At 35.7% G+C, this 14,290-nt stretch carries 11 protein-coding genes; 9 read left to right on the forward strand and 2 right to left on the reverse strand.

Going from position 1 to position 14,290, the window contains the following annotated elements; genetic code table 11:
• The first annotated feature begins 256 nt into the window (after positions 1-256).
• On the forward strand, positions 257-2,755 hold the full coding sequence (locus AC1Q8M_RS07475) for a transglycosylase domain-containing protein (protein WP_025118549.1): 2,499 nt from the start codon (positions 257-259) through the stop codon (positions 2,753-2,755).
• 391 nt (positions 2,756-3,146) lie between these two features.
• On the opposite strand, the gene AC1Q8M_RS07480 is transcribed toward AC1Q8M_RS07475, so the two are convergent.
• A complete protein-coding gene (locus AC1Q8M_RS07480; protein WP_000270089.1) occupies positions 3,147-3,428 on the reverse strand; it encodes a hypothetical protein in 282 nt (93 codons plus the stop codon).
• Positions 3,429-3,663: 235 nt separating this feature from the next.
• On the opposite strand from AC1Q8M_RS07480, the gene AC1Q8M_RS07485 reads away from it, so the two are divergent.
• The 8 genes from AC1Q8M_RS07485 to AC1Q8M_RS07520 all read left to right on the forward strand — a co-directional run bounded on the left by AC1Q8M_RS07485 (position 3,664) and on the right by AC1Q8M_RS07520 (position 13,346).
• Positions 3,664-4,809: an MFS transporter gene (locus AC1Q8M_RS07485; protein ID WP_014482022.1), complete on the forward strand. Its 1,146-nt coding sequence runs from the start codon at positions 3,664-3,666 to the stop codon at positions 4,807-4,809.
• A gap of 15 nt (positions 4,810-4,824) precedes the next feature.
• Positions 4,825-5,115 carry a HesB/YadR/YfhF family protein gene (locus AC1Q8M_RS07490; protein WP_001222842.1) on the forward strand — a complete coding sequence of 97 codons (291 nt, stop codon included), beginning with the start codon at positions 4,825-4,827 and terminating at the stop codon, positions 5,113-5,115.
• 395 nt (positions 5,116-5,510) lie between these two features.
• The gene (mmgD, locus tag AC1Q8M_RS07495) at positions 5,511-6,632 is read left to right on the forward strand and encodes a citrate synthase (protein WP_001987369.1); all 1,122 of its coding nucleotides are present in this window, start codon (positions 5,511-5,513) and stop codon (positions 6,630-6,632) included.
• 98 nt (positions 6,633-6,730) lie between these two features.
• Complete coding sequence (gene prpD, locus AC1Q8M_RS07500) at positions 6,731-8,167, forward strand: 2-methylcitrate dehydratase (RefSeq protein WP_000598139.1); 1,437 nt, start codon at positions 6,731-6,733, stop codon at positions 8,165-8,167.
• 18 nt (positions 8,168-8,185) lie between these two features.
• Complete coding sequence (prpB, locus tag AC1Q8M_RS07505) at positions 8,186-9,094, forward strand: methylisocitrate lyase (RefSeq protein WP_000312639.1); 909 nt, start codon at positions 8,186-8,188, stop codon at positions 9,092-9,094.
• 152 nt (positions 9,095-9,246) lie between these two features.
• Entirely contained in the window at positions 9,247-10,956 is a 1,710-nt protein-coding gene (locus AC1Q8M_RS07510) for an acyl-CoA dehydrogenase FadE (RefSeq protein WP_016512872.1), read from the forward strand.
• Between the two features lie 16 nt (positions 10,957-10,972).
• On the forward strand, positions 10,973-11,863 hold the full coding sequence (locus AC1Q8M_RS07515) for an NAD(P)-dependent oxidoreductase (RefSeq protein ID WP_016512871.1): 891 nt from the start codon (positions 10,973-10,975) through the stop codon (positions 11,861-11,863).
• Between the two features lie 22 nt (positions 11,864-11,885).
• Positions 11,886-13,346: a CoA-acylating methylmalonate-semialdehyde dehydrogenase gene (locus AC1Q8M_RS07520; protein WP_000633363.1), complete on the forward strand. Its 1,461-nt coding sequence runs from the start codon at positions 11,886-11,888 to the stop codon at positions 13,344-13,346.
• 69 nt (positions 13,347-13,415) lie between these two features.
• On the opposite strand, the gene AC1Q8M_RS07525 is transcribed toward AC1Q8M_RS07520, so the two are convergent.
• On the reverse strand, positions 13,416-14,048 hold the full coding sequence (locus AC1Q8M_RS07525; RefSeq protein ID WP_000572345.1) for a LysE family translocator: 633 nt from the start codon (positions 14,046-14,048) through the stop codon (positions 13,416-13,418).
• Positions 14,049-14,290 lie beyond the last annotated feature (242 nt).

Genomic DNA, 14,290 nt, shown 5'->3' on the forward strand with positions numbered 1-14,290 from the left:
GAAAAAAAGGTATATTATTTATACGAGGTATTAAAAATTCACTTTTTACATTCTATGCTTAAAGGGGCAGCGTTATTAGGAAAAATAGAAGTGAAAATAGTTTGTATAAGAAGTATTCTAAAATTTATAATCTGTGAATTGGGAAAATATTGAATGCTCCAGGTCAATATACTTTCTTAATCAAATGCATTTTAGAAAGTGACCTCAATATTTTTAAGTAAATCAACGGGAGAATTGAAAGGCAGGAGAAAGTAACATGTCAGAAAATTATCGTTCTCGAGAGGAACGACGACAAGTTAAAAAGAAAAAACAACCAGCTTCTAAAACACAAAAACCAAAAGGTAAAACATCATTCTTTCGCAAGTTTTTAATTACTTGTTTATTACTTGGTATTGTTGGTTTAGTGGCGGGGGTTGCTACCTTTTTCGTAATGATTAAGGATGCACCAAAACTTGAGAAAGCAAAACTTGTTAATCCGTTATCCTCAAAAATTTATGATAAAAACGGGGATTTGGTATATGAATATGGAAAAGAAAAAAGGACGAATGTTACGTATGAGCAAATACCTAAATTAGTAGAAAATGCATTTTTAGCGACAGAAGATTCACGTTTTTATGAGCATAGCGGAGTAGATTTTAAAGGTACTGCGCGTGCTGTTCTAGTAAGTCTTAAAGGAGATTACGGTTCTCAAGGTGGAAGTACGATAACACAGCAAGTTATTAAAAACTACTTCTTATCAATGGACAAAACACCAAAGCGTAAGGCGCAAGAAATATATTTAGCTTATAAGCTAGAACAACAGTATTCAAAACATGAAATATTAGAGATGTACTTAAATAAAATTAACTTAGGAAACCGTTCATATGGGATCGCAACAGCAGCACAAAACTACTATGGTAAAGAATTGAAGGACTTAACATTACCAGAAGTTGCGATGCTGGCAGGTTTACCGAAAGCACCGAATAACTATGATCCAACGAAAAAAGAAAATGTTCAAAAAGCAACAGAAAGAAGAAATGTTGTTCTAAACTTAATGAATCGACATGGATATATAACAAAACAGGAAATGGAAGAAGCATTAAAAGTTGACGTAGAAAAGGGACTCAAGCCTGCAACTCAACTACAAACAATGCCATACCCTGCATTTATGGATGCAGTTGTGAAAGAAGTAGAAAAAGAATTGCCAGATGCTAATATTGGTTCTGATGGTTTAGAAATTTATACAACGTTAGATCCGAAAGCACAGAAACTCGCTGATAATATTTTAAATAATAATATCATTGATTATCCGAACGATAAATTCCAAGGTGCATTTACATTTATGGATACGAAAACAGGAGAAGTTCGTGCTATAGGTAGTGGCCGTGGAGAAAATAAAGCTGTATTTAAAGGGCATAATATGGCAATTGAATTAGATCGTGCAGCTGGTTCAACGATGAAGCCGATTTTCGACTACGCTCCTGCAATTGAATATTTAAAATGGGCCACGTACCATCAAATTGATGACTCTCCATTTAAGTATTCAACGGGACAAGAAGTACGAAATTCAGATAGAAGTCATATGGGACCTATTACAATGCGTGTAGCATTAGAAAAGTCACGAAATATCCCAGCAATTAAGACTGCGAAAGAAGTTGGAATTAATAAATCAAAAGACTTCTCTGAGAAATTAGGCATTACATTTAATGCGGCACCGACTGAATCAACAGCGATTGGTACAAATGAAGTATCACCAACTGAAATAGCGGGCGCTTATGCGGCATTTGGTAATGATGGTAAATATACGAAACCGCATTTTGTTAAGAAAGTTGTTTATCCAGATGGTAAGTCACAAAGTTTTGGACAAAAGCCAAAACAAGTTATGACAGATTCTACGGCATATATGATTACAGATATGCTTCGTTCTGTAGTTACATCAGGTACTGGTACATCTGCAAATATAGCATCTTTAGATGTAGCTGGTAAAACGGGTACGACAAACTACTCATCAAAACAATTAGCTCAATATAAAATTCCAGAAAGTGCAACTCGTGATAGTTGGTTTGCTGGATATACACCGCAATATACGATGGCAGTATGGACGGGGTATATGAAAGATGGTAAAGACGAGTATATTAGTAGTAAAAATACGAAAATTGCACAGTTGATCTTTAAAGAAATGATGAGTGAAATGGCTACAGATAAATCACGCTTTAAAATGCCAAGTAGCGTTATTCAAGAAGGTAGTGAGCTACGTATAAAAGGTGAAAAACGTGATTCATCGCCAAATACTAGCGTACCGGATACAACGGAGCAACCAAAACAAGATCAACAGCAAAAAACTGAAGAAGAGAAAAAGCAAGAAGAATTAAAGAAACAAGAAGAACTGAAAAAACAAGAAGAGCAAAAGAAACAAGAGGAACTTAAGAAGCAAGAAGAACAAAAGAAACTAGAAGAGCAAAAGAAACAAGAAGAAGAAAAGAAACAAAATGAACAAAATAACGGAAATGGTCAAGGAACGACACCTCCAGCGAATAACGGAGGAGGCCAAGGAACGACACCTCCAGCAAATAACGGAGGAGGTCAAGGAACGACACCTCCAGCGAATAATGGAGGAGGCCAAGGAACGACACCTCCAGCAAATAACGGAGGAGGTCAAGGAACGACACCTCCAGCGAATAATAATGGAGGTCAAGGAACTCCAACCCCACCTGCAACAGTACAACCAAATAATGGTGGAAATGCAGGAGAGGTTCCTGCCAATAATGGACAATAAGAAAAATTTATAGAAAAGTTTTCAAAAGAGCACTTAAGATTTGTAGGAATTTACAATCTTAAGTGCTCTTTTCATTTTGCTACAGAAAATGTAATGTTAAGGGCTGGATAGAAAAAGAGTGAATGTAGTTTATGTGAAATATAACGTAAAGAGAGAAATGATTGTACGTGCGGGTTATCCCGGAAAGGGACTAACTGTGATGGATTACATAAACCATTAAATGAGTGGGAATTATATTCAAATCTTTAATAAATGTCTTTCTTTAACGGTTACTTTAGTTTGGAAAACAATTAAAAAGTCGAATTTCTTATTTAAGGAATTCGACTTTTTATGTTGAAACTGGATTAAAGGTTCGCCTTATTAAAATGTAGGGGTAATACAGTGATAGCTATTAAATGTTAAACGTACCATAAAAATTTTGAAAAAAAATTGAAGGGAAATGATAAAAGACTTGAGTCGGAGGTAGTGGAGGATAACTATGGCTATGAATGGGAGTACTACTGGGGTGTGTACCATGATGCCAAAATGATGGGGTAACTTGACCGGGAATTTGATATTGCTGCCAAGTTGCGGGAAGTTCAATTCCTACATCGGAGCTAGCTGTATGAACTGCAGGAACATGTATTCCAGGAGTCGAAGGAACTACGGCAGTTACTCTTAATAATACCCACATGAAATATTCACTCCTAAGTTGTGATAATAAATTAGTATATTCTTTTCACACATATAAAGGCACATATATAGGACTTTCGTTTAAAACATGCGTACAAAGTCTTAAGACTAATGTAAGCTGATGGTGGACTATTTAATATGAAAAGATACGTCTATTTGCGGAGGGAAAAGAGATAAAAAAAATGTACAATGAGGGTGTTAATCGTAATATTTTACGAGTGTATGGAGGTATTTTTATGGAACGATTATGGACGAAATCATTTATTCAAATGACTTTCGCAATGTTATTTTTATTTACAGGATTTTATTTACTTGTTCCAACGCTCCCGCTCTTTATTAAAGAGATAGGTGGCAATGAATCGCAAGTTGGACTCATGATGGGAATGTTTACAATAGCTGCTGTTGTAATACGACCGATTATTGGAGGAATGTTAGATCAATATGGTAGAAGATCCTTTATTATTTTCGGACTCATCTTTTTTGGATTAACGATGTATTCCTATAATATAGCATCGACTATTGTCCTTTTAGCTGTTTTACGTGTTATTCACGGAGTAACATGGGCTGTTTCTACAACAGCTGTTGGAACAGCAATAACGGATATTATTCCAGATTCACGCCGTGGTGAAGGTATGGGCTGGTACGGGATGGCGATGACAATTGCAATGGCGATCGGACCAATGATTGGACTATGGGTTGTACAAAATTATTCATTTCATGGTCTATTTTTATTAGCGACGTTGTTATCTTTTATGGCAGTCGTATTATCACTAATAACGAAGATGCCATTTACGCCACAAAAAGAAAAAGGGAAAATTCAGCTATTTGAGAAATCTGTATTAACAATCACGATTGTAGTATTCTTTTTATCGTTTGCATATGGAGGAATAACAACCTTTTTACCGTTATTTGCATCATCAATTCATGTGAATCCAGGAACTTTCTTTCTTGTATATGCAATTGCATTAACAATTGTAAGACCAATTTCAGGGAAACTATTAGATAAGTATGGAGAAGTATTCATCATACTCCCAGCATTATGTATTACTATTTTAGCTATAGTTGTTTTAACTATTTCAAATGGTTTGTTAGGTGTAATTATCGCAGCAACATTATACGGTATTGGATTTGGTTCAGCGCAGCCAGCTTTGCAAGCGGCAATGCTTACAATTGTCGATCCGAGTAAAAGAGGAGTTGCAAATGCTTCATTTTTTACAGCGTTTGACTTAGGAATCGGGTTAGGTGCTATTTTACTTGGAGTTGTTTCACAAATGTTTGGTTATCGTATTTTATTTTCAGGGAGTGCAATTTCGGCATTAATAGCCTTAATCATTTTCGTCTTCTTTGTAAAACAACGATTAGGAAAAAAAGAGTTTGCGTAAACTGGAGGAATAAAGATGAGAATTTCAATTGATCGTAAAGCTCTGCAATGGTTCCAGGAAGAATTACGTATAAAGCACGGTGAATCTGTACGTTTTACTGTAAGGTACGGAGGGGATAGTTCAATTCAGCCCGGATATTCTTTAGGGGTTGTTGCTGAGAAACCAGATGGGGAAATAGTGTCAGTTGAGAAGGAAGGTATTATATTTTTTGTAGATTCTGATGATCTTTGGTATTTTCAAAACTATGATTTATTTGTAAGTTATCATGAGGAAATGGAAGAAATTCAATTTAATTATGTAAAATAATAACTTTATTAAAAATGAATAAGTTTTATATAAAAATTATATTTAAGAGATAGTGAAATAAATATCATATAGTAACGAGCTGTATTTATGTACAGCTCGTTTTTTTTATTTCTCAAATAAAATTAGAATAATTGTATATTTGGCGGTGTTATATGAAAAATCTTTATATCTTGTTTTTGAAAATACGCAAAAAAGTCTATTCTTTCTTTATAAAATATAAGAATTATTTTCAAAAAATTGTATTGTTACAGTAAGAAAAGTGTAGGAAACTTATCATTATAAAATAAATTGAAATCTTCTAAAAACTCTGATACATTGAAATAGAAATGTAGTTTCACAATATTGTAAAGGCTTACAGTTATGTGCACGAAGATCTATTAGGATTGGAGGAAATAATGATGAAAGCTGAAGAAAAATTTTCCCCGGGATTAGATGGTATAGTGGCAGCGGAGACGAAAATCTCGTTTCTTGACACAGTAAAAGGTGAAATTGTAATTCAAGGGTATGACTTAATCGAACTCTCAAAAACAAAAGAGTATTTAGACATTGTGCACCTTTTATTGGAGGAACATCTACCGAATGAAGATGAAAAAGCAACACTTGAAAAGAAATTAAAAGAAGAATATGCAGTACCAGAAGGTGTATTCAACGTACTAAAGGCATTGCCTAAAGAGACGCATCCCATGGATGGATTACGTACAGGTGTGTCAGCGTTAGCTGGTTACGATAATGATATCGAAAACCGCTCGTTAGAAGTGAATAAAAGCCGAGGGTACAAGCTGTTAAGTAAAGTGCCAAACATTGTAGCGAATAGCTATCATATTTTAAATAATGAGGAGCCAATTGAACCTCTTAAAGAATTATCTTATAGTGCGAATTTCTTCTATATGTTAACTGGTAAAAAACCAACTGAACTTGAGGAAAAGATCTTTGATCGTTCCCTTGTTTTATATAGTGAGCATGAAATGCCAAACTCTACATTTACAGCGCGCGTTATTGCATCAACACAATCAGATTTATACGGTGCTTTAACAGGTGCAGTTGCATCTTTAAAAGGAAGTTTACATGGCGGTGCAAATGAAGCGGTTATGTACATGCTTTTAGAAGCTGGTAATGTTGAGAAATTTGAAGAGTTATTACAGAAGAAACTATATAACAAAGAAAAAATTATGGGCTTTGGACACCGTGTTTATATGAAGAAGATGGATCCAAGAGCACTTATGATGAAGGAAGCTTTAAAACAGTTATGTGATGTAAAAGGTGATTATACACTATATGAAATGTGTGAAGCTGGAGAAAAGATTATGGAAAAGGAAAAAGGAATTTATCCAAATCTTGATTATTATGCAGCTCCAGTATATTGGATGCTAGGTATTCCAATTCAACTTTACACACCTATCTTCTTTAGCTCTAGAACAGTGGGATTATGTGCGCACGTTATTGAGCAACATGCAAATAATCGTTTGTTCCGTCCGCGTGTAAATTATATTGGCGAGCGACATGTACTTAGTAAATAAGAACAACTGGGGAGTTGTTAGCACCGCCCGCCAGATGGGTGTTTGACCGACACCCATCATTAATAATAACGAATTTTCGACAGAAAGGGAAGGATAGCATGATTAAAACAAATGAAATTAAGCAAAAAGATGCATTATTAGAAGAGATTACGGATTATGTATTAAATAAAGAGGTTACTAGTGCAGAAGCATTCAGTACAGCTCGTTACGTATTACTTGATACACTTGGATGTGGAATTTTAGCACTACAATATCCAGAATGTACGAAATTACTAGGACCAGTTGTGCCAGGAACAGTCGTGCCAAATGGTACACGTGTACCAGGTACGTCTTATGTACTAGATCCAGTAAAAGGTGCATTTAATATCGGATGTATGATCCGTTGGTTAGACTATAACGATACTTGGCTTGCAGCAGAGTGGGGACATCCATCTGATAACCTAGGCGGAATTTTAGCGGTCGCAGATTATATTAGCCGTGTTCGTATTTCAGAAGGAAAAGAAGCTTTAAAAGTACGTGAAGTATTAGAAATGATGATTAAAGCACATGAAATTCAAGGCGTGCTTGCTTTAGAAAACAGCTTAAACAGAGTTGGTCTTGACCATGTATTATATGTAAAAGTAGCAACAACTGCAGTAGTTGCGAAAATGCTTGGCGGAACACGTGAAGAAATCTTTAATGCATTATCACATGCGTGGATTGATAATTCTAGTCTTCGTACATATCGTCATGCTCCAAATACGGGCTCACGTAAATCATGGGCTGCAGGTGACGCAACGAGCCGCGGTGTTCATCTTGCAATGACTGCTCTAAAAGGTGAAATGGGTTATCCAACAGCATTATCTGCGCCAGGATGGGGATTCCAAGATGTATTATTCAATAAACAAGAATTAAAATTAGCAAGACCACTAGAGTCATATGTAATGGAAAATGTGTTATTTAAAGTGTCATATCCAGCAGAATTCCATGCACAAACGGCTGCAGAATGTGCAGTGAAGTTGCATCCGGAAATTAAAGAGAGATTAGATGAAATTGACCGTATTACAATTACAACTCATGAATCAGCAATTCGTATTATTGATAAAGAAGGGCCATTAAATAACCCAGCTGATCGTGATCATTGCTTACAATACATTACGGCAATTGGTTTATTAAAAGGAGATATCGTTGCAGACGATTATGAAGATGCAGTAGCAAACGATCCACGTGTAGATGAATTACGTAATAAGATGGTTGTTGTTGAAAACAAACAGTACAGTTTAGATTACCTTGACCCGAACAAGCGCTCAATCGCCAACGCTGTTCAAGTTCACTTTAAAGATGGCACAGTAACAGAAAATGTGGAATGTGAATATCCACTTGGTCACCGTTTCCGTAGAGACGAAGCAATTCCAAAAGTTGTTCAAAAATTCACTGCAAATATGGCAGGTCATTATTCTAGTAAGCAACAAGAACAAATTCATGAAGTTTGTTTAAATGAAGAAAAACTAGAAAATATGAATGTAAACGAATTTGTAGATCTATTCTTAATTTAATAATAGGGGGAATTTAGAATGGCTTGGGTTGTGAAAAAGCAGTCAACACAAGAGGAGCTTGCGAATCGATTCCGAGCTTTAGTAGAAGCAAATGAAATTTTGCAAATTCCAGGTGCTCATGATGCAATGGCGGCTTTAGTTGCAAAAAATACAGGTTTTTCAGCTCTTTATTTATCAGGAGCTGCTTATACTGCAAGTAAAGGCTTACCAGATTTAGGTATCGTGACGTCTACTGAAGTGGCTGAGAGAGCAAGAGATTTAGTAAGAGCTACAGACTTACCTGTTCTTGTTGACATTGATACAGGATTTGGTGGTGTACTAAATGTAGCGAGAACAGCTGTAGAAATGGTGGAAGCGAAAGTAGCAGCTGTCCAAATTGAAGATCAGCAATTACCAAAAAAATGTGGACATTTAAATGGCAAGAAACTTGTTACTACAGAAGAATTGGTTCAAAAAATTAAAGCGATTAAAGAAGTTGCACCGAGCTTATACATTGTAGCACGTACTGATGCTCGCGGCGTTGAAGGATTAGATGAAGCAATTGAAAGAGCAAATGCATATGTAAAAGCAGGTGCAGACGCAATTTTCCCTGAAGCGCTTCAATCAGAGGAAGAATTCCGTCTATTTAATAGTAAGGTAAATGCACCTTTGCTTGCGAATATGACTGAATTCGGAAAAACTCCATATTATAGTGCAGAGGAATTTGCGAATATGGGCTTCCAAATGGTTATTTATCCTGTAACTTCACTTCGCGTTGCAGCGAAAGCATATGAAAATGTGTTTGCTTTAATTAAAGAAACAGGTTCTCAAAAAGATGCACTTTCTAATATGCAAACGAGAAGTGAATTATACGAAACAATTTCATATCATGACTTTGAAGAGTTAGATACTGGTATTGCAAAAACAGTATTATCAGAAGATCAATAGATAAAGCAGCGAAGGCGATGAAAATACATCTTTGGCAAAATAAAATGCTTGATGTGAAAAATCATCGCCTTCTATTTTCAAAAAAGATATTCCACTCATCGTAGACGAGCATAAGCAAAAAGCTATGAAAGCCGAATGATAGGGGGATACATATGGAGAAAACGAAGTTACCATGGGATGAATTTTTTTCACTTAATAAAGATATAAATCATACTTACTTTACACCAGAAGATTTTTCAGGTGATGAAGATTTAATCGCAAAAACGACAGAACAATTCGTTAAACAAGAAATTGTTCCACAAATGGAGAATATTGAACAACATAACTATAAAGTTTCTCGTCAATTATTTGAGAAAGCTGGGGAACTTGGATTATTAGGCATTGAGGTACCAGAAGATTATGGCGGGTTCGAGTTAGGAAAGGCTGTCTCAGGTCTTGTAGCAGAGAAAATGGGTTACGCTGGTGCGTTTAGCGTTTCTTTTAATATACACGCTGGTGTCGGTACATTGCCTTACATATATTATGGAACGAAAGAGCAAAAAGAAAAATATTTACCGAAAATCGCATCGGGAGAATGGATTGGGGCTTATGCTTTAACGGAGCCAAATGCTGGTTCGGATGCATTAAGTGCAAAAACAAGCGCCGTATTGAATGAAGGGGGAACAGCTTGGAAGTTAAATGGTGAGAAGCAATGGATTACAAATGCTCATATGGCAGATGTATACGTTGTTTTTGCGAAGACAAATAAAGGAATGACAGCGTTTATTGTCGAAAGAACATGTGAAGGTGTATCTATTGGATTAGAAGAAAAGAAAATGGGGATTAAAGGTTCTTCAACAGCGACTCTTATTTTAGAAGATGTTGTCATCCCTGCTGAAAATGTTTTAGGGGAAGTTGGGAAAGGGCATCACGTAGCCCTTAATATCCTTAACTTTGCTAGACTTAAACTTGCTTTTGGAAATATTGGAACAGCAAAACAAGCAATTGGTTTGTCGGTTCAATATGGAAAAGAGCGAAAACAGTTCCAAACGGAATTAGTAGACTTTACGATGATTCAAGAGAAAATTGCAAATATGATTATTGCTACATATGGAGCCGAAAGTGCAGCTTATCGTACAGCAGGTGTAATCGATGAAGCAATTCATGAGAGCGATGAAGATCTTATGAAGAAAATGTCTCAATTTGCAATTGAATGTGCACTGAATAAAGTAAATGCTTCTGAAACACTTGCTTATATCGTAGATGAAGCTGTACAAATTCATGGTGGTTACGGTTATATGCAAGAGTATGAGGTAGAACGATTATATCGTGATGCAAGAATTAGTCGTATTTTTGAAGGAACGAACGAAATTAATAGATTAACAGTTGCTAAAATGTTAATGAAACAAATCGAACAATTAGAAGATACTGAAGTAGAAAGTGATGTAGCAAATGTAGAAAGAAACCATCGTTACATTTTATTAGCGAAAAAATTGTTGAAACAATCTTTGAAAACGCTCTCTAAAACTCCAGGTCTAAAAATTGACCAAGAACAAGAATATTCACGTGTAATATCAAATATGTTGACGGACGTGTACATCATGGAATCAGCGTTTTTACGTACGAGAAAAGCGGTACGTAAAAATGGAGAGGAAAAAGAACGTACGAAGCAACTCATAACGGATGTTATTTGTGAAGAAGGATACCGTAAAGTAGAAGAAGCGGCGATTTCTGTACTTTCAGCAGCTGTCACAAAAGAACAAGATAGAAATGTGATTTTAGCTGAAATCCGTCAATTATTAGTGCCTTTATACACGAACGTATTTACGAAGAAGAGAGAAATTGCGAAAGCTATTATAAATCGCGGGAAATATATTGTGTAAATAGGAGGAAAGCGATATGAAAAAGATTGGTTTTATCGGTTTAGGTAACATGGGTCTTCCAATGTCAAAAAATCTAGTTAAATCAGGTTACACAGTATATGGCGTGGACTTAAATAAAGAGGCGGAAGCGTCCTTTGAAAAAGAAGGCGGAATTATCGGTCTATCAATCTCAAAACTAGCAGAAACATGTGATGTAGTTTTTACAAGTTTACCTTCACCTCGCGCTGTTGAAGCGGTATATTTTGGAGCAGAAGGATTATTTGAAAATGGTCACTCGAATGTAGTTTTCATTGATACAAGTACGGTATCGCCGCAGTTAAACAAACAATTAGAGGAAGCTGCAAAGGAAAAGAAAGTAGACTTTTTAGCAGCACCTGTGAGCGGTGGTGTAATCGGAGCCGAAAACCGAACATTAACGTTTATGGTTGGTGGATCAAAAGAGGTATATGAGAAAACGGAATCTATCATGGGCGTACTAGGCGCGAACATTTTCCACGTTAGTGAGCAGATTGATAGTGGTACAACTGTTAAGTTAATTAATAACTTATTAATTGGTTTTTATACAGCTGGTGTGAGTGAAGCTTTAACATTAGCGAAAAAGAACAATATGGATTTAGATAAAATGTTTGATATTTTAAATGTAAGTTACGGTCAAAGTAGAATTTATGAACGTAATTATAAAAGTTTTATAGCACCTGAAAACTACGAGCCAGGATTTACTGTGAACTTATTGAAAAAAGATTTAGGATTTGCAGTTGACTTAGCTAAGGAAAGCGAACTCCATTTACCGGTAAGCGAAATGTTATTAAACGTATATGAAGAAGCGAGTCAAGCTGGATATGGTGAAAACGATATGGCTGCTTTATATAAGAAAGTTAGCGAGCAATTAATTTCTAATCAAAAATAAATTATACAAAGGAGAGAATACAATGATTACAACTGAAATTAAACGAGTAAAAAATCACATTAACGGTGAGTGGGTTGAATCGACAGGTACGGAAGTAGAAGCAGTTCCAAATCCAGCGACTGGAAAAATTATCGCTTACGTTCCACTATCTCCAAAAGAAGATGTTGAAAAAGCTGTTGAAGCGGCAAAATCAGCATTCGAAACATGGTCTAAAGTACCAGTTCCAAATCGTTCAAGAAATTTATATAAATATTTACAGCTATTACAAGAAAATAAAGATGAGCTTGCAAAAATCATTACGCTAGAAAATGGTAAGACGCTAACGGATGCAACAGGTGAAGTACAGCGTGGTATTGAAGCGGTAGAACTTGCAACATCTACGCCAAATTTAATGATGGGTCAAGCACTTCCGAATATTGCTAGCGGAATTGATGGATCAATTTGGCGCTACCCAATCGGAGTTGTTGCTGGTATTACGCCGTTTAACTTCCCGATGATGATTCCGTTATGGATGTTCCCACTTGCAATTGCTTGCGGTAATACATTCGTATTAAAAACATCTGAAAGAACGCCACTTTTAGCGGAGCGACTTGTAGAATTATTCTATGAAGCAGGTTTCCCAAAAGGCGTATTAAATTTAGTACAAGGCGGAAAAGATGTTGTAAATAGCATTTTAGAAAATAAAGATATTCAGGCTGTTTCGTTCGTTGGCTCTGAGCCGGTAGCTCGTTACGTATATGAAACAGGTACGAAACACGGAAAACGTGTACAAGCGTTAGCAGGTGCGAAAAACCATGCGATTGTAATGCCAGATTGCAATCTTGAGAAAACAGTACAAGGTGTAATTGGATCTGCATTTGCAAGTAGTGGAGAGCGCTGCATGGCATGCTCAGTAGTAGCAGTAGTGGATGAAATTGCTGATGAATTCATTGATGTATTAGTAGCAGAAACGAAAAAATTAAAAGTAGGCGATGGCTTTAACGAAGATAACTATGTTGGACCATTAATCCGTGAATCTCATAAAGAGCGCGTTTTAGGCTATATTAATAGCGGTGTAGCAGATGGGGCAACTTTATTAGTAGATGGCCGTAAAATTAATGAAGAAGTTGGAGAAGGTTACTTTGTAGGTGCGACAATCTTTGATGGCGTGAATCAAGAAATGAAAATTTGGCAAGATGAGATTTTTGCTCCAGTATTAAGCATTGTACGAGTTAAAGATTTAGAAGAAGGTATTAAACTAACAAATCAATCTAAATTTGCAAATGGTGCAGTTATTTATACGTCAAACGGTAAACATGCCCAAACGTTCCGTGATAACATCGATGCTGGTATGATCGGTGTAAATGTAAACGTTCCAGCACCAATGGCATTCTTCGCATTTGCAGGAAATAAAGCTTCATTCTTTGGTGATTTAGGTACAAATGGTACAGATGGCGTTCAATTCTATACACGTAAAAAAGTTGTAACTGAGCGCTGGTTTTAATATAGAGTAAATAACCAAATCAGTTATTAAATGAAACCACCACTATTAATAGTGGTGGTTTTCGTCTTGTTAATTATTTTTTTCAAAAGCTAGTTTAATACCAAATCCAATTAGGACGACTCCTGTTAGCCCTTGAATATAACGTTGCGTCTTCGGTTTTTTCATAAAAGCACTAATTTTATCAATTAAAAATATATAAAATGCAAACCAAATGACTGTTAAAACGAGGTAAGTAAGGCCCATTACAAGAAGTTGAATAAATGTATTATGATTTGGATTTAAAAATTGCGGTAAAAAAGTTAAAAAGAAGACTGCAACTTTAGGGTTTAATAAATTTGTAAGAAATCCTTGGCGAAAGCAAGAAGTATGTTCGTTTTCATTATTCAAAGATAGATCATTTGTATCTAAGTTTTCTTTGTTTCTTACTGCTAAAAGGGCTTTAATACCGATATAAATTAAATAGAGAGCCCCAACGTACTTGAAAATAGAAAATAATAGAGCTGACTTTACAATAAGTGCAGAAAGACCAATTACAGCAGCTAAAGTATGAATTAATAGTGCAATACATGTACCAAACACTGTTTTCACTCCACCGACTTTACCAGCAGCCAATGTATTTTTCGTAGCCATTGCTGTATCTGGACCAGGTAAAATGATAAGGCAAATAGACATAATGATGAAAAGAAGATAATTTTCTATCATAGCCGCCCCTCCTTTTTATTTTTAGAATATTTGATTAAAAATAGTGTAGCACAAAAATGGATTTAATAAAATTAAATTTTGTTAAAAATAATTAAATAAAAAAGGCTATATAGTAGCTGTAATTACACTACTATATAGCTTCGATTTTATACCGCTATTTGCGGGTAGTAAGATTTTCACCGCACAAGATTTAGCTGAAGCAAAGAAGTTAGGTAGGGGATGAACAAAACATCCCCTCATGA

Source organism: Bacillus sp. GW823-FHT06A10, assembly GCF_058795375.1.

Coding starts and splice junctions, on each gene's coding strand:
- AC1Q8M_RS07475 (WP_025118549.1), top strand. CDS start 257: ATGTCAGAAAATTATCGTTCTCGAGAGGAACGACGACAAGTTAAAAAG.
- AC1Q8M_RS07480 (WP_000270089.1), bottom strand. CDS start 3,428: ATGTGGGTATTATTAAGAGTAACTGCCGTAGTTCCTTCGACTCCTGGA.
- AC1Q8M_RS07485 (WP_014482022.1), top strand. CDS start 3,664: ATGGAACGATTATGGACGAAATCATTTATTCAAATGACTTTCGCAATG.
- AC1Q8M_RS07490 (WP_001222842.1), top strand. CDS start 4,825: ATGAGAATTTCAATTGATCGTAAAGCTCTGCAATGGTTCCAGGAAGAA.
- mmgD (WP_001987369.1), top strand. CDS start 5,511: ATGATGAAAGCTGAAGAAAAATTTTCCCCGGGATTAGATGGTATAGTG.
- prpD (WP_000598139.1), top strand. CDS start 6,731: ATGATTAAAACAAATGAAATTAAGCAAAAAGATGCATTATTAGAAGAG.
- prpB (WP_000312639.1), top strand. CDS start 8,186: ATGGCTTGGGTTGTGAAAAAGCAGTCAACACAAGAGGAGCTTGCGAAT.
- AC1Q8M_RS07510 (WP_016512872.1), top strand. CDS start 9,247: ATGGAGAAAACGAAGTTACCATGGGATGAATTTTTTTCACTTAATAAA.
- AC1Q8M_RS07515 (WP_016512871.1), top strand. CDS start 10,973: ATGAAAAAGATTGGTTTTATCGGTTTAGGTAACATGGGTCTTCCAATG.
- AC1Q8M_RS07520 (WP_000633363.1), top strand. CDS start 11,886: ATGATTACAACTGAAATTAAACGAGTAAAAAATCACATTAACGGTGAG.
- AC1Q8M_RS07525 (WP_000572345.1), bottom strand. CDS start 14,048: ATGATAGAAAATTATCTTCTTTTCATCATTATGTCTATTTGCCTTATC.